This is a genomic window from Streptomyces cylindrosporus (genome assembly GCF_022698165.1).
Lineage (GTDB): Bacteria > Actinomycetota > Actinomycetes > Streptomycetales > Streptomycetaceae > Streptomyces > Streptomyces cylindrosporus.
This window is the reverse complement of the sequence record NZ_JALDAY010000005.1, coordinates 78,401-93,478: the sequence shown is the minus strand read 5'-3', so window position 1 is coordinate 93,478 and position 15,078 is coordinate 78,401. Positions and strand designations below refer to the sequence as shown.

Here is a 15,078-nt window from a genome sequence, read left to right as displayed (position 1 = left end):
ATCAGACGCCTACACGCGCCTTACACGAACACACTGACCGAACCGGCCACCACGAACCCCACCACCGACAGCACCGTCTCCAGCACGGTCCACGTCTTCAGGGTGTCGCGTTCGCTGATGCCGAAGTACTTGGCCACCATCCAGAAGCCGCCGTCGTTCACATGGGACGCGAAGATCGAGCCCGCCGAGATGGCCATGATGACCAGGGCCACGAAGGCCTGGGAGTGGTGGCCCTCGGTGAGGAGGGGGGCGACGATGCCGGCCGTGGTGACGATCGCGACCGTGGCCGAGCCCTGGGCGACCCGGAGGACCACCGAGATCAGGTAGGAGAGGACGATCACCGGCAGGCCCACGTCGTGGAAGGTGTCCGAGAGGGCCTGGGCGACGCCGCTGGCCTTCAGGATCGCGCCGAAGATGCCGCCCGCGCCGACCACGAGCAGGATGTTGCCGACCGGCTTCAGGGATGCTGTCGACACCGTCTCCAGGGACTTGCGGGACCAGCCGCGGCGGATGCCCAGGAGGTAGTACGCCAGGAGCAGCGCGATCGTCAGGGCGACGAAGGGGTGGCCGAAGAACTCGATCACCGAGCGGCCCGTGGAGGGGTCCAGGGCGATGGAGGAGAAGGTCGCGGCGAGGATGAGGATCAGCGGGGTGCCGATGATGCCGAGGACCGTCGCCAGCGGGACCGGCTGCTCGCGCGGTTCCACGCCTGACTCGCGCTGCTCGTTGATCACAGCCAGCCTGGCCTCCGCCGCCGCCTCCACCATGTCCTGCGGTACGGCGACGAAGATGCGGTTGCCGATCCACGCCGAGTAGGCCCAGGCCGCCAGCACCGCGGGGATGCCGCAGACGATGCCCATCAGGATGACCCAGCCGAGGTCCACGTGGAGGAGGCCGGCCGCGGCCACCGGACCCGGGTGCGGCGGCAGGAACGCGTGGGTCATGGACAGGCCCGCGAGCAGCGGCAGGCAGTAGAGGAGGATCGACTTGCCGCCCCGCTTCGCCGCCGCGTACACGATCGGCGCGAGGACGAAGATGCCGACGTCGAAGAAGACCGGGATGCCGAAGATCAGGCCCGTGAGGCCCATGGCGAGGGGGGCCCGCTTCTCGCCGAACAGGCCGAGCAGTCGTGACGCCAACACCTCCGCCCCGCCGCTGACTTCGAGGATCGCGCCGAGCATCGTGCCGAGGCCGATGATGATCGCGACATGGCCGAGGATGCCGCCCATGCCGGACTCGATGGTGGACACGGCGTCCGACCGCTGGACCGTGCCGAAGAGTTCGGTGACCGAGAGGCCGGCCATCAGGCCCACGGCTATGGACACGGCCAGGAGTGCCACGAACGGCTGGAGTCTGACCCTGATGATCAGGAAGAGGAGGAGGGCGATGCCGATGGCGGCGACGGTCAGGAGACCGGCCGTGCCGTCGATCAGGAGGAGCAGTCCGCCGGTGTGGGGTGGGGTGGCGGCGGGGGCTGTTGCGGCGAGCGGATGGGACATTCGGGGGTCCTCTACGTAAATGCATGCTGCTTTCGGGCAGGGGGGATCGCGGCATGGCGCGCGCGGGCGCCATGCCGGTTACGGCGTGCGGGAGTTGAGGGGGGAGGTCGTCAGCCGAGTACGGCCAGCGCGTCGATCTCGATGAGGAGTCCGGCGGGGAGGCCGACGTAGACCGTCGTGCGGGCGGCCGGGGGCGCGGTGAGGCCCTGCTCCTCGAAGTAGGTGTTGTAGATGCCGTTCATCTCGGCGAAGTGGTCGACGTCCGTCAGGTAGACGCGGATCATCATCACGTCGTCCCAGCTCGCACCGCCCTCCTCCAGGATCGCCTTGACGTTGGCGAGGGTCTGCAGGGTCTGCTCGCGCAGGGTCGGGCCGGCCGGCGTCGGCGGCCTGCCCTCCTCGGCGGGCAGGAAGCCGACCTGGCCGGCGACCTGGAGGATGTTCCCCTTCTTCACGCCGTGCGAGAACTTGGCGGGCGGGGTGGTGTGGGTCTTGGGGGTGAGCGCGGTCTTCTCGGTCATGAGGTGACTTCCTTGACGGGGGTCTTGCCTGAGTACTCGCCGCTGATGGCGTCCGCGGTACGGCGCACCAGCGGGAGCAGGGTGAGGAGTTCGTCGGCGGTGACGACGACGTTGGGCGCGGAGACCGACATGGCGGCGACGACCCGGCCGTCCGCGCCGCGGATGGGGGCGGCGACGCAGTTGATGGACTCCTCGTGGCCGCCGAGGTCGGTGGCCCAGCCCTGTTCGCGCACCTTCTCCAACTCCCGCAGGAAAGCGGGGGCGTTGGGGGTGGAGCGGGACGTGTACATGGGGTAGTCGAGCTTGTCGGCGAGCGTGCGCCGCTCGGCGGCCGGGAGGTCGGCGAGGAGCAGCTTCGCCACCGCGGCCACGGTGATGGCGACGGGCTTGCCGATCCGCGAGTACATCCGCACCGGGTAGCGGCTCTCGACCTTGTCGATGTAGAGCACCTCGTCCTCCTCGTACACGGCGAGGTGCACGGTGTGTCCGCACTGCTCGTTGAGGCGTACGAGGTGGGGGTGGGCGATCTCGCGGATGTCGAGGTTCTCCATCGCCTCCTGGGCGAGGGCGATGAGGCGGGCGCCGAGGCGGTAGCGCTGGTCGGACTGGCGGTAGACCATGCCGTGTTCGTGCAGGGTGCGCAGGAGGCGGAGGGCGGTGGACTTGTGCACGCCGAGGCGGTCGGCGACCTGGCCGAGGTCGGCGGGGCCCTCGGCGAGCAGCGGCAGGATGCTCAGCGCGCGGTCGACGGTCTGGCTCATGGGGTACGTACCTCCTCCGGGGCCTGCTCGGCTTGCGTCCAGCCGGGGCCGAGTCGAAGTGTCTCCCACGTCCCGTCGTCGAGGGCGGCGAGGCGGTCGGCGTGTGCGCGGGCGGGGGGCGGGGCGAGGTCGCCGGGGACGGTGAGCGCGGCGGCGGCCGTGAGGTGTCCGTGCCTCACACGGGCCTTCACGGGCAGTCCGCGGAGGGTGGCGGAGAGGAAGCCGGCGGCGAAGGCGTCCCCCGCGCCGACGGCGGCGACGACGTCGACCCGCGGCGCGGGGACGAAGGTGACGTCGTCCTTGGCGAACACGGTGGCGCCGCGTCCGCCCTGCTTGACGACGAGGGTCTCGGGGTCGGGGAAGGCGGCGCGGACGGCGTGGGCGCCGTGCAGGCCCCAGACCTCCTCGGCCTCGTCCTCCCCCACGAACACGAGGTCGGCGCGGCGCGCCAGTTCCAGCAGCTCCTGTGGGCCGTCGCCGTGCTGCCACAGGCCCGGCCGGTGGTTGACGTCGAAGGAGACCAGCGGCCGGCCGGCGCGCAGCGCGGTCAGCTCGCGCATCAGCTCCAGGCAGCTCTCGGACAGTGCCGCCGTGATCCCGGACAGGTGCAGGACCCGCCCGGCGCGCACGGCGTCGAGGTCGGTGTTGCCCACGGCCATCGCGGAGGCGGCGGAACCGGCCCGGTAGTACGCGACCTCGTGCGTGTCGGTGGCCCGGTCGCCGGCCGTGCGGAAGTAGATGCCGGTCGGGCGTGCCGGGTCGCGGCGGACGGCGGTGACGTCGACGCCGTAGGAGCCGATGGTCTCGACGAGGTGGTCGCCGAAGCCGTCGGCCCCCACCCGGCTCACCCAGCGCGTGGAGTGCCCGGCCGCCGCGAGCACGCAGGCCACGTTGGACTCGGCGCCGCCGATCCCCCGCTCGAACGACGGAACGTCGGCGAGGCGCCCCGGCCTGGTCGGCAGGAACGTGACCATGGACTCGCCGAGCGCGACGACGTCCACGCCGTCGGGGGCATTGCGCTGTCCGTCGGTGGTCACGATCGTCGTAGCTCCCGGGTGCGGTGCGGGGTGGCCGGTCCGTTGACCCCGCGTTGGCCGAGATGTTAGACAGCAGTAAGCGACATACGCAATGGATGTTGCAGAGCATGCAACAGGCCAGATCAGGGAGGCTCCATGACAGCCGACAGCCCCGCCGAGGCTCTCGCCCGCCTCGCCGCCGAACGCGTCGACCACCGCTTCAAGGGCCTCCCCCCGGACGCCGACGGCCACACCGTCGCCGAGCTGGCCGCCGAGCGCCGCAACCTCTTCACCGGCGGCTTCGCCACGCCGGTGCTCGCGCTGTCCGCCGAGCGCCTGGAGCACAACCTCGCGCTGATGGAGACGTACGCGACCCGGCACGGTCTGGCCTTCGCCCCGCACGGCAAGACGACCATGGCGCCACAGCTCTTCCACCGGCAGATCGAGCGCGGCGCCTGGGGCATCACCCTCGCCGTCCCGCACCAGGTGCGCGTGGCCCGGGCGTTCGGCGTCCGGCGCGTCTTCCTCGCGAACGAGCTCGTCGACCCGGCGGCCCTGCGCTGGATCTCCCGCGAACTCGACACCGACCCCGGCTTCCGCTTCATCTGTTACGTCGACTCCGTGCGCGGGGCCGAGCTGATGGACGCGGCGCTGCGGGGGGCCTCCCGCCCGCTCGACGTCGTCGTCGAGTTCGGCGCCGGTGAGGGGGCCCGTACCGGTGTGCGTACGGAGGCGGAGTGCGCGGCGGTCGCGGACGCCGTGGCCGGTACCCGCACCCTGCGGCTCGTGGGCGTCGCCGGTTACGAGGGCGAGGTTCCGCGGGCCGACCCGGAGCGGGTGCACGCCTGGCTGCGCCGGCTGGTGGGCCTCGCCGTCGACTTCGACAAGGCGGGGCGGTTCGCGGGGCTGGACGAGATCGTGGTCAGCGCGGGCGGCAGCGCCTGGTTCGACGCGGTGGCCGACGTGTTCGCGGAGATCCCCGAACTGTCCGCCCCCGTACTGAAGTTGCTGCGTTCCGGCGCCTACGTCTCGCACGACGACGGCCACTACCGGAAGGTCACGCCCTTCAACCGGGTCCCCGAGGAGGGCGCGCTGGAGCCGGCGTTCCGCCTCTGGGCGCAGGTCGTCTCCCGCCCCTCCGCCGAGCAGGCCTTCGCCAACGCGGGCAAGCGGGACGCGGCGTACGACCTCGACCTCCCGTTCGCCCAGGTGGTGCACCGGGACGGCGCCGAGCGGCCCGCGACCGGGGTCTCGGTGACCGGCCTGTCCGACCAGCACGCCTGGCTGCGCACGAGCGAGGACGCGGACCTGGAGGTCGGGGACTGGCTGGGCATGGGGCTCTCGCACCCGTGTACGTCCTTCGACAAGTGGCCGCTGATCCCGCTGGTCGAGGCGGACGGCACGGTCGTCGACTACATCCGTACCTTCTTCTAGGAGGCAGGCCGTGGAGGAACTCGTCATCCGGGACGCGGACGTGGTGGACGGCAGCGGTGAGCCGTCGTACCGCGCGGACGTGGTCGTCGACGGCGGCCGGATCGTCTCGATCGTCAAGGAGGCCGCGGCGGCAGGGTGTCAACGCCCCAAGGCGCGGCGCGAGTTGGACGCGGAGGGCCTGGTCCTCTCCCCCGGCTTCATCGACATGCACGCGCACAGCGACCTCGCGCTGCTCCGGGACCCGGACCACAGCGCGAAGGCCGCGCAGGGGGTCACCCTCGAAGTCCTGGGCCAGGACGGGCTGTCGTACGCCCCCGTCGACGACCGCACGCTCGCCGAGGTCCGCCGTGCCATCACCGGCTGGAACGGCTACGGGGACGACATCGACTTCGACTGGCGCTCGGTCGGCGAGTACCTGGCCCGCCTGGACCGGGGCATCGCCGTCAACGCGGCCTATCTGATCCCCCAGGGCACGGTCCGGATGCTGGCCGTGGGGTGGGAGGACCGGGAGGCGACGCCCGAAGAGCTCGACCGTATGCGGCAGTTGGTCGCGGAGGGGCTGGAGCAGGGCGCGGTCGGCATGTCGTCCGGGCTGACGTACACGCCCGGCATGTACGCGAAGGACGCCGAACTCACCGAGCTGTGCCGGGTGGTGGCCTCCTACGACGGCTACTACTGCCCCCACCACCGCTCGTACGGCGCCGGCGCGCTGGAGGCGTACGAGGAGATGGTGGCCCTCACCCGGGAGGCGGGCTGCTCCCTGCACCTGGCCCACGCCACCATGAACTTCGGGGTGAACGAGGGCCGGGCGCCGGAGCTGCTGGCGCTGCTGGACAAGGCGCTGGCGGAGGGCGCCGACATCAGCCTCGACACCTACCCCTACACGCCCGGCTGCACGACTCTCGTGGCGATGCTGCCGAGTTGGGCGAGCGAGGGCGGGCCGGAGGAGATTCTCAGGCGGCTCGCGGACGAGGAGACGGCCGAGCGGATCCGGCACCACATGGAGGTGATCGGCGCGGACGGCTGCCACGGGGTGCCCATCGAGTGGGACACGATCGAGATCTCGGGGGTGACCCGCCCTGAGCTCGCGGACTTCGTCGGCCGTACGGTCCGGCAGTCGGCGGACGCACGCGGCGAGGCCCCCTGGACCACCGCCCGGCGGCTGCTCCTGGACGACCGGCTGGGCTCGACGATCCTCCAGCACGTGGGCCACGAGGAGAACGTACGGCAGATCATGCGGCACCCGGTCCACACCGGAGGCTCGGACGGCATCCTTCAGGGCACGAAGCCGCATCCGCGCGCGTACGGCACGTTCCCGCGGTATCTCGGCCACTACGTGAGGGAGTTGGGCGTCCTGTCGCTGGAGGAGTGCGTCGCGCACCTCACCTCCCGCCCGGCGGCGCGCCTGCGTCTTCCCGACCGGGGTCTGGTCCGCGAGGGATACCGGGCCGACCTGGTCCTGTTCGACCCGGCGACGGTGGCGGCCGGAGCGACGTACGAGAACCCGCGAACCCTCCCGACGGGCATCCCGCACGTCCTGGTCGACGGCCGTTTCGTGATCGAGGACGGCCGCAGGACGGACGCACTGGTGGGCAGGGCGGTCCGTCGCAGTCCCGTGCGACGGAGCGCCGGTCGCCGCTGAACTACGGCTCTACGGCTTGGGCAGGGTGCAGCCGCTCGCGTTGAGGTTCAGGACGTTGCCGGTGGTGAAGCAGGCCGGGATGTTGTAGGTCTCCTCGGCGTAGTTGATGCCCTCGCGGACGGTGACGTTGCCGTTCTCGTCGACCTCGCAGGGGTTGTTCTCGGTGCAGCGCTCGCCGTCCTCGTTGCCGGTGTTGTTGACGGCGACGACCTTGCCGGTGGCGTTGTCGATCACGGGCGAGCCCGAGGTGCCGCCGATGGTCTGGCAGGCGGAGGTGTAGCGGACCGAGTCCTTCCAGGTCCAGTCGCCCTCCTTGAGGCGGTAGACGAAGCCGTCGATGTTGCAGGCGTAGGTGCGCTTCCAGTAGCCGGAGACGACGGTGATCGCGGTGCCGGCGGTCGGATGGGTGTCCTGCACGGTGAGCGGGCTGATGCCGTAGGAGCTCTTGATGGCGGAGTACGTGGTCGTCAGCCGGTAGATGGTGACGTCCGTGTCGGTCATGGTCGAGTAGACGACCTGGTTGGCCCGGAGCGTGGCGACCCGGGTGGCGGAGGCGTTGAGCAGGCCGAAGGTACGGCTGGAGGACTGGCCGGTGATGACCTCGCCGGGCTCCGGGAAGCCGGTCTCCAGGCAGTGGCCGTTGGTCATGACCAGCGCCGGGTCGGTGTCGGCGGAGTTGGGGAAGCGGATGACCGAGCCGGAGCAGTTGCTGAGCGAGACGGTGCCGGCGAAGTTGACGGCCTGGATCGCCGGTGCGGCCGTGGTGTCCTGTACGGGCGCCGCGACCGCTGGTGCCGCGCCGGCCCCGGCGAGTACCAGGGCGGTGACGACGGCGCCGAGAGGCTTCTTCATGTGGGGGTCCCCTCTTGCGAGTTGGGCGACCGGAGATCTTCCGGCCGCCCACTTTTTTGACATGTGCATTGTGAGGGGAGAGGGGTGGTTGAGCAAGGAGTTGTTTCCGGCCGCCCGGGGCTCACTTGGGCCGCTTGGTCCGGCCCTGTCCCCGGCCGGGGTGCCCGCCCGAACCGTCCGAACCGTCCGACGCGGACGGGCTCGCGGTCGGGGCGGTGGTCGTCGTGACGGACGCGGGCGGTGATGCGCTCGTGGAGCCCCGGAGCGCGGACGGGCTCGACGTGGCGCCGGGGGTCGTGGCCGTCGTATCCGAAGACGCGCCCGTGTCCGACGAGTTCCGCCCCGGGGTCCCGTCCGAAGGGTTCGCCGGCGCGCCCGCCGTGTCTCCGGGCGCCCCGGAATCGGTGGCCGTGGCCGACGGTCCCGGCCGTCCCTCCCTGCCCTCCGCCCCGTCCGGCGTCGACGATCCGGACAGCGACAGTCCGGCGATCACCGCGGCCAGCGAGACCGCGCCCACCGCACCGGCGACCACCAACGGCCGCCGCGAGCGCCGGGCGGCGCGCCGGCGCCGGCCCCGGCCGCCGACAGCGGGGCGTCCGCCCGGAGCCGTACGCCCGTCGGCCGCAGAGGCGCGCAGCTCCCCTTCGGTCACCGCCGGCAGCTCCGCCGTCGCGTCGTACGCGTTGTCCTCCCACCCGTGCGCCGCCGCCGGATCCGCGTACGCGTCATAGGCGGGGGCCGTCCCCACTCGCGGGTGGTACACGTTCGGCGGGCCTTGACGGTCGCCGCCGTTCTCGTCGTCAGCTCGTCCCGGCATGGCCGCGCATTGTAGGGACGGGTGGGGCGGCTGGGACAGCTACCGGCGATAACAGGTCAAACCATCGCGTCTCGCGTGGTGGAAAACACGGTCCGGGAAGCGTTACCGGGCCGTAAGCTCCCAGACATGCAGGTGATCCAGTCGACCAAGCTCGCCAACGTCTGTTACGAGATCCGGGGCCCGGTGCTCGAGGAGGCGATGCGGCTCGAGGCGGCCGGGCATCGGATTCTCAAGCTGAACACCGGCAACCCGGCGGCGTTCGGCTTCGAGTGCCCGCCCGAGATCCTGGAGGACATCCTCCGCAACGTGTCGAGCGCCCACGGGTACGGCGACGCGAAGGGGCTCCTCGCGGCCCGCCGCGCGGTCGTCATGCACAACCAGACCCTCGGCATCGAGACGGACGTCGAGCACGTCTTCGTCGGCAACGGCGTCTCCGAGCTGATCGTGATGGCCATGCAGGGCCTGCTCGACGACGGCGACGAGGTCCTCGTACCGTCGCCCGACTACCCGCTGTGGACCGCCGCCGTCTCGCTCTCCGGCGGCACGGCCGTGCACTACCGCTGCGACGAGCAGTCCGACTGGATGCCCGACCTCGCCGACGTCGAGCGCAAGGTCACCGACCGCACCAAGGCCATCGTCATCATCAACCCCAACAACCCGACGGGGGCGGTGTACGACGAGGCGATGATCAAGGGACTCACGGACATCGCCCGGCGGCACAACCTGCTGGTCTGCTCCGACGAGATCTACGACAAGATCCTGTACGACGGCGCCACGCACACGCCGACCGCCGCCGTCGCCCCGGACCTGCTGACCCTCACCTTCAACGGCATGTCGAAGGCGTACCGGGTGGCCGGCTACCGGGTGGGGTGGATGTCGATCTCCGGGCCGCGGGCGCACGCGGACTCCTACATCGAGGGTCTGACGATCCTGGCCAACATGCGGCTGTGCGCGAACATGCCGGGACAGCACGGGGTGGTCGCCGCGCTGAGCGGACGGCAGACCATCAACGACCTGGTGCTGCCGGGCGGGCGACTGAAGGAGCAGCGGGACGTCGCGTACGAGCTGCTCACCCAGATCCCGGGCGTGACCTGCGTGAAGCCCAAGGGCGCGCTGTATCTCTTCCCGCGGCTCGACCCTCAGGTGTTCAAGATCAAGGACGACCGGCGGATGGTCCTGGACCTGCTGCGCCGCGAGAAGATCATGGTGGTGCAGGGGACCGGGTTCAACTGGCCCGAGCCCGACCACTTCCGTGTCGTGACCCTGCCGACGGTTGGCGACCTGCGGGACGCGGTCACCCGGATCGGGAACTTCCTGGACGGATACAGCCAGCCGTAGATCATTCACCGCGGCTGTAGATCTTTTTGATTCGCTCAACTTTAGACGGAATCTAAGCTAGGATGGTTTCCTGATAGCTCAGGAGGCCATCCCATGTACGAACCGATCCGCACCAAGTCGGTCCACAGCACGATGGCCGGCACCACCTCCGACTTCCCCCACCGGTCGCGCGAGGAGGAGCTGGACATCCAGCTCGCGGGGCATCTCGCGGCGCTGCTCGCGGTGACCGACGAGCTGCGGGCGCTGGCCCCGGCGGCGGATCTGGACACCGCGGCCGAGCGGCTCGCCGAGCAGGTGTCACGCCTTCGCGGTGGTACGACGCCGGTCCGCATGTCCGTGGTGCCGGCCGACGACGACCCCCTGGCCCTGCACGAGCGGGCCCACGCCCTGGCCGGCCGCGCCCTGGTGGTGGCGGCGTCCCGGGCGGACACGGCGGTGGCGATCCTCGCCGCCGAGCAGATGGACGTGCACGCGGCGGCACTGGAGCCGCGCGAACTCGCGTCCCGCTGAGCCCTCGCCGGGGCTCCTCCGACGGCCCCGGTCCGCGTGCACCCGCAGCGACGCGCGGACCGGGCGCCACGCACTGCGTTGGCTTGAGTGGCGGTGCCTAATCGCCGTGGGGGTTCTTGTCTGTCGGCGGGTGCGGGTTCGTTGTGGCTTGTCGCGCAGTTCCCCGCGCCCCTTTGGCGGCGTTGCAGTGCCGGGGCTGGCTGGACACCGTCCGTTCATCCCTTCCGCCAGGGAATGTTGGGTTCCGCGAGCACTCTCCACCGCGTGAGACGTATCGCAGGGATCGTCCTCGCGGTTCTGTTGATGGGCGGCGTGGTGGCCGCCGTCTTCGCGGGCCGGGAAACGGACGACAAGGGCACGGCAACGAAGACCGTGCGTATGGTGATCGGGTCGGAGAAGGCCGAGTACTTCTCGGATCCGGCTGTGGTGAAGGCCCTCGCCGCCAAGGGCTTCACCGTGAAGGCCGAGACCTCCGGGTCCTGGGCGATGGAGGGGCTCGACCTCAAGGGGTACGACCTCGCGTTCCCTTCCAGCCAGGCCCCGGCCGTCGAACTGGCCTCCCGCTACAAGGTGCACGGCACCCTCCCGCGGCCCTTCTACTCGCCGCTCGTCGTGGTGGCCCACCGCAGCGCCGCCCAGGTGCTCGCGGCGAACGGCCTCGCCACGCTCGACACCGAGCACCGCGGCGTCCTGAAGATGACCGCGTACGTGGACGCCGCCGAGCACGACCGCACCTGGCAGCAGCTCAAGGGGGCCGGAAAGTACGGGGAGTTGGGCGGGACGCTGTTCATCTCCAGCACCGACCCCGAGTCCTCCAACTCCGGCGCCCTGTATCTCGCCGCCGCCTCCTATGTGGCGAACGGCGGCAAGGTGGTCGCGGACAAGGCCGAACTCGACCGCACCGAGCCGCTGTTGAAGAAGCTCGTCAGCGTCCAGGGCGCCCAGCAGTCCAGTTCGGACGCGGTCTTCCGGGACTTCGTCAGCGGGGCCGGCAATCCGCTGGTCTGGGTCTACGAGTCCCAGGTCGCCTCGCTGCTGACGGGCGGGCAGAAGCCCGACGACCTGGTGGTGCTGTACCCCGACACCACGGTCAACAGCGACCACACCGTCGTACCGCTGACCGAGAACGGCAAGGCGCTCGCCGAACTCCTGTCCACCGACCCGCAGTTGCGCAGGCTCGCGGTGCGCCACGGGTTCCGGCCGCAGGGGGCCGCGTCCGAGTTCGCCTCGGACACCACCTATCTCAAGCAGGAACTGACCGGTGTCCGGCAGGCGCCCGTGCCCACCTCCGCGGTGCTGCACGAGATGGCGCGCCGGGCGCGCGGCTGAAACGGGGGGATCCATCATGACCAGCAGCTTCAACACCAGTCAGAACAGTCACCAGAACACCCTCAGCGGGGACGACGTCTTCACGCTCACCCCGCCCGAGGCGGTCGCGCCCGTGCCGCGCGAGAAGGCCGGCGGGCTCGTCCCGGTCGACGACAGCGTCCGCGGCGACATGGCGCGGAAGGCCTCGGCGTACGTCGCCGATCTCGCCGCCCTGGACGCCCGCTCACCCGAGTTCGCGGGCAAGGTCGGCGAGATCACCGGCCTCGGCGCGGGCGAGATGCGTACCGCGGCCGCGCAGTCCAACCGGATGCTGGAGCGGACCGTCAACTCGCTGCCCACCAAGGGTGGGGACGCGCAGTCGAAGGTCGCGGGCTCGCTCGTCGAACTCCGGCGCGTGGTCGAGGACCTGGACCCGCGTGACCTGCCCGCGAACAAGGGGCGGAAGTTCCTGTCCCGGCTGCCCGGCGGGAACAAGCTGCGCGACCACGTCGCCAAGTACGCCTCCGCGCAGGGCACGTTGAACAAGATCGTGGGCTCGCTGCGCGGCGGGCAGGACGAACTGCGGCGCGACAACGCCGCGTTGCAGACCGAGCGGGTGCGCCTGTGGGAGACCATGGGGAAGCTGCAGGAGTATGTGGTGCTGACGGAGGCGCTGGACGCGGCCGTCGAGCAGCACATCGCCGGGGTCCCGGACCCCCAGGCGGCCGACTCGCTCCGCGCCGACGTGCTCTTCCCGGTCCGGCAGAAGCACCAGGACCTGCTCACCCAGCTCGCGGTGTGCGCCCAGGGCTACCTCGCCATGGACGTCGTACGCCGCAACAACGACGAGCTGATCAAGGGCGTAGACCGGGCCGCCACGACGACCGTGTCCGCCCTGCGGATCTCCGTGATGCTGGCCTCCGCCCTCGACAACCAGAAGAAGGTCGTCGAGCAGGTCAACGCCCTGCGCGGGACGACCGAGGACCTTATCCGGGGCAACGCCGAGATGCTCGCCACGCAGAGCGGGGAGATCCAGCGGATCGCCGCGGACCCGGCCGTGGGGGCCGAGACCCTGCGTTCCGCGTTCCAGCAGATCTACCGGACTCTGGACGCGATCGACACGTACAAGGTGCAGGCGACCGAGGCGATGGCGTCCACCGTCGAGTCCCTCACGGTCGAACTCCAGTCCGCGAGCGCCTACTTGGAGCGCAGCCGCTCCCGGGGCGCCCTGGAAGGGGGCCTCGGATGAGACGCGCGCTGCTGGTCTCCCTGACGGCCCTCGGCCTGCTCACCGCCTGCACGGCGGAGAAGGACCCCGGCCTCGACATCTCCACACCGGGCGTGCCCGGCCCCGCCAAGCCCGGCACCCTGCGCGTCCTCGCCTCCAGCGAGCTGAGCGACATGGCCCCGGTCCTCGCCCAGGTCGAGAAGGACACCGGCATCAAGGTCCGGCCGACGTACATCGGCACCCTGGACGCCGTGAACATGCTGGCGAAGGGGAAGACCGACGGCCAGTACGACGCCCTGTGGCTGTCCTCGAACGACTACCTCCGGCTGAACTCCGCCGCGGCGGACAAGGTGGTCTCCGAGACACCCGTCATGTCGAGCCCGGTCGCCATCGGCGTCAAGCCGGCGACGGTGAGCAAGCTCGGCTGGCGGCCCGAGGACGTCACCTGGTCCCAGGTCGAGAAGGCCGTCCAGGACGGCAGGCTGACGTACGGCATGACCGACCCGGCACGCTCCAACTCCGGCTTCTCCACCCTGGTTTCGGTTGCCTCGGCGCTCTCCGGCGCCCAGTCCGCCCTGACCGACGCGAACGTCCTGAAGGCCACGCCCCGGCTGAAGGAGTTCTTCAAGGGCCAGCAGCTGACCTCGGGTTCGTCCGGCTGGCTGGCCACGGCGTACGAGCGGCGCGGCGACGTCGACGCCCTGTTCAACTACGAGTCCGTCCTCAAGGGCATCCCCGGCCTGACCGTGATCCGCCCCAAGGACGGCGTGATCACCGCCGACTACCCGCTCACCTCCCTCAAGTCGACGAGCGCACAGACCCGCGAGGACGTCCGCCGGCTGACCGAGGACCTGCGCACCGAGAAGATCCAGCGGGAGATCACCGAGCGCACCCACCGCCGCCCGGTCGTCACCACCGTCCGGCCCGCCGCCGGCCTCGACACGGCCCGCCGCCACGAACTCCCCTTCCCCGGCAGCAGTTCGGTCGCCGACGGCCTGCTCGACTCGTACGAGAACGAGCTGCGCCGCCCCTCGCGGACCGTATACGTCCTGGACACCTCGGGCTCGATGCGGGGCGACCGCCTGAACCGCCTGAAGACGGCCCTCACCGACCTCACCGGCGACTTCCGCGACCGCGAGGAGGTGACGCTGATGCCGTTCGGCTCCCACGTGAAGAGCGTCCGGGCGCACATCGTCGACCCGGCCGATCCGCAAGCCGGCCTCGCGGCCATCCGCAAGGACACCAAGGCACTGTCCGCGAACGGCGGCACCGCCATCTACACCTCGCTGGAGAAGGCGTACGACCATCTCGGCACCGACCGCGACACGTTCACGTCGATCGTGCTGATGACCGACGGCGAGAACACCGAGGGCGCGAAGGCCGGGGAGTTCGACTCCTTCTACCGCTCCCTCGGCACGGACCAGCGCGAGATCCCGGTCTTCCCGATCCTCTTCGGCGACTCCAGCCGCAGCGAGCTGTCCCACATCGCCGACCTGACCGGCGGCCGCCTCTTCGACGCCCGACAGGGCTCGCTGGACGGCGCCTTCGAGGAGATCCGTGGCTATCAGTAAGTACCTCGAGTCGCGCAAAAACATCGCGGGCAGCGCGTGCGGACTGCTCGGCCTCGTCCTCACCTTCACCGGCGTGGCGGGACCGTACTGGCCCGTGGTGGTGGCCGGTCTGTACGGCGCGGGCGCCCTGATCGCCCCGCCGGAACGCCCGCCGCTGCCCGACTTCCCGACCCCGTCGGCCCAACTCGACGAGCTGCGGGAGGACTTCGGGAAGCTCGGCGACTATCTGCTGGAGGTGGACCTGCCGCGCGCCGCCAAGCACCAGGAGACCGACCTGATGCTCGTGCTGGCCGCGCTGCTGGAGCCCGGCTGGGTCGCCGAGGCCCTCGCCCAGGACCCGGAGGCCGTGCACACGCTGTCCCGGGTCGTACGGCAGGACCTGCCCGAGGCCGTCGACAGCTTCGTACGAACGCGCTGGTGGACGCGGATGACACCGGGCGCGGAGCCGCCGGAGCGGCACCTGGAGCGGCAGTTGGCCATCCTCCAGGAGGAGGCGGAACGGCTGGCCGCCGCGCTGCGCGAGACGGAGGCGCGGCGGCAGGAGTCGCACACGCGGTATCTGGAGGACCGGTCGAAGTGAG

General features: G+C 70.9%; 14 protein-coding genes. 8 read left to right on the top strand and 6 right to left on the bottom strand.

All coding sequences use genetic code 11. The features are described from left to right. Window positions 1–20: 20 nt before the first annotated feature. The 4 genes from MQP27_RS16765 to MQP27_RS16750 all read right to left on the bottom strand — a co-directional run bounded on the left by MQP27_RS16765 (window position 21) and on the right by MQP27_RS16750 (window position 3,818). Window positions 21–1,499 (bottom strand): GntP family permease, encoded by a 1,479-nt coding sequence (locus MQP27_RS16765; protein WP_242765982.1) that lies wholly within the window; start codon window positions 1,497–1,499, stop codon window positions 21–23. A 110-nt stretch (window positions 1,500–1,609) separates the two neighbouring features. After that, the gene (locus tag MQP27_RS16760) at window positions 1,610–2,020 is read right to left on the bottom strand and encodes a RidA family protein (protein ID WP_242765981.1); all 411 of its coding nucleotides are present in this window, start codon (window positions 2,018–2,020) and stop codon (window positions 1,610–1,612) included. After that, on the bottom strand, window positions 2,017–2,781 hold the full coding sequence (locus MQP27_RS16755; RefSeq protein ID WP_242765980.1) for an IclR family transcriptional regulator: 765 nt from the start codon (window positions 2,779–2,781) through the stop codon (window positions 2,017–2,019). Before MQP27_RS16755 ends, MQP27_RS16760 begins: the two co-directional genes overlap by 4 nt. After that, the gene (locus tag MQP27_RS16750; protein WP_242765979.1) at window positions 2,778–3,818 is read right to left on the bottom strand and encodes a sugar kinase; all 1,041 of its coding nucleotides are present in this window, start codon (window positions 3,816–3,818) and stop codon (window positions 2,778–2,780) included. The genes MQP27_RS16755 and MQP27_RS16750 overlap by 4 nt, the downstream gene beginning before the upstream one ends. A gap of 135 nt (window positions 3,819–3,953) precedes the next feature. Between MQP27_RS16750 and MQP27_RS16745 the strand changes: the two genes are divergently transcribed. Together MQP27_RS16745 and MQP27_RS16740 are read left to right on the top strand one after the other, a co-directional pair. Then, complete coding sequence (locus MQP27_RS16745) at window positions 3,954–5,231, top strand: amino acid deaminase (RefSeq protein WP_242765978.1); 1,278 nt, start codon at window positions 3,954–3,956, stop codon at window positions 5,229–5,231. Between the two features lie 10 nt (window positions 5,232–5,241). Next, window positions 5,242–6,873: an N-acyl-D-amino-acid deacylase family protein gene (locus MQP27_RS16740; protein WP_242765977.1), complete on the top strand. Its 1,632-nt coding sequence runs from the start codon at window positions 5,242–5,244 to the stop codon at window positions 6,871–6,873. Between the two features lie 9 nt (window positions 6,874–6,882). Here MQP27_RS16740 and MQP27_RS16735 read toward each other — a convergent pair whose 3' ends face one another. Then, complete coding sequence (locus tag MQP27_RS16735; protein WP_242765976.1) at window positions 6,883–7,725, bottom strand: trypsin-like serine peptidase; 843 nt, start codon at window positions 7,723–7,725, stop codon at window positions 6,883–6,885. A gap of 121 nt (window positions 7,726–7,846) precedes the next feature. Continuing rightward, window positions 7,847–8,542, bottom strand: a complete 696-nt coding sequence (locus tag MQP27_RS16730) for a hypothetical protein (RefSeq protein WP_242765975.1) — start codon at window positions 8,540–8,542, stop codon at window positions 7,847–7,849. Window positions 8,543–8,668: 126 nt separating this feature from the next. Here MQP27_RS16730 and MQP27_RS16725 point away from each other — a divergent pair, with 126 nt between their 5' ends. From MQP27_RS16725 to MQP27_RS16700, 6 genes are all read left to right on the top strand, one after another. After that, entirely contained in the window at window positions 8,669–9,880 is a 1,212-nt protein-coding gene (locus MQP27_RS16725) for a pyridoxal phosphate-dependent aminotransferase (RefSeq protein WP_242765974.1), read from the top strand. Window positions 9,881–9,973: 93 nt separating this feature from the next. Further along, the gene (locus MQP27_RS16720) at window positions 9,974–10,390 is read left to right on the top strand and encodes an SCO4983 family protein (protein WP_242765973.1); all 417 of its coding nucleotides are present in this window, start codon (window positions 9,974–9,976) and stop codon (window positions 10,388–10,390) included. 264 nt (window positions 10,391–10,654) lie between these two features. Further along, window positions 10,655–11,719 (top strand): hypothetical protein, encoded by a 1,065-nt coding sequence (locus MQP27_RS16715; RefSeq protein ID WP_242765972.1) that lies wholly within the window; start codon window positions 10,655–10,657, stop codon window positions 11,717–11,719. Between the two features lie 16 nt (window positions 11,720–11,735). Further along, window positions 11,736–12,947, top strand: a complete 1,212-nt coding sequence (locus MQP27_RS16710; RefSeq protein ID WP_242765971.1) for a toxic anion resistance protein — start codon at window positions 11,736–11,738, stop codon at window positions 12,945–12,947. Then, the gene (locus MQP27_RS16705; RefSeq protein WP_242765970.1) at window positions 12,944–14,497 is read left to right on the top strand and encodes a substrate-binding and vWA domain-containing protein; all 1,554 of its coding nucleotides are present in this window, start codon (window positions 12,944–12,946) and stop codon (window positions 14,495–14,497) included. Before MQP27_RS16710 ends, MQP27_RS16705 begins: the two co-directional genes overlap by 4 nt. Next, window positions 14,484–15,077 carry a hypothetical protein gene (locus MQP27_RS16700; RefSeq protein ID WP_242765969.1) on the top strand — a complete coding sequence of 198 codons (594 nt, stop codon included), beginning with the start codon at window positions 14,484–14,486 and terminating at the stop codon, window positions 15,075–15,077. The genes MQP27_RS16705 and MQP27_RS16700 overlap by 14 nt, the downstream gene beginning before the upstream one ends. Window position 15,078 lies beyond the last annotated feature (1 nt).

Bases quoted from the DNA above. Each gene is read 5' to 3' on its own strand.
- MQP27_RS16735 (WP_242765976.1), bottom strand. From the start codon at position 7,725: ATGAAGAAGCCTCTCGGCGCCGTCGTCACCGCCCTGGTACTCGCCGGG.
- MQP27_RS16760 (WP_242765981.1), bottom strand. From the start codon at position 2,020: ATGACCGAGAAGACCGCGCTCACCCCCAAGACCCACACCACCCCGCCC.
- MQP27_RS16730 (WP_242765975.1), bottom strand. From the start codon at position 8,542: ATGCCGGGACGAGCTGACGACGAGAACGGCGGCGACCGTCAAGGCCCG.
- MQP27_RS16720 (WP_242765973.1), top strand. From the start codon at position 9,974: ATGTACGAACCGATCCGCACCAAGTCGGTCCACAGCACGATGGCCGGC.
- MQP27_RS16705 (WP_242765970.1), top strand. From the start codon at position 12,944: ATGAGACGCGCGCTGCTGGTCTCCCTGACGGCCCTCGGCCTGCTCACC.
- MQP27_RS16725 (WP_242765974.1), top strand. From the start codon at position 8,669: ATGCAGGTGATCCAGTCGACCAAGCTCGCCAACGTCTGTTACGAGATC.
- MQP27_RS16765 (WP_242765982.1), bottom strand. From the start codon at position 1,499: ATGTCCCATCCGCTCGCCGCAACAGCCCCCGCCGCCACCCCACCCCAC.
- MQP27_RS16755 (WP_242765980.1), bottom strand. From the start codon at position 2,781: ATGAGCCAGACCGTCGACCGCGCGCTGAGCATCCTGCCGCTGCTCGCC.
- MQP27_RS16710 (WP_242765971.1), top strand. From the start codon at position 11,736: ATGACCAGCAGCTTCAACACCAGTCAGAACAGTCACCAGAACACCCTC.
- MQP27_RS16745 (WP_242765978.1), top strand. From the start codon at position 3,954: ATGACAGCCGACAGCCCCGCCGAGGCTCTCGCCCGCCTCGCCGCCGAA.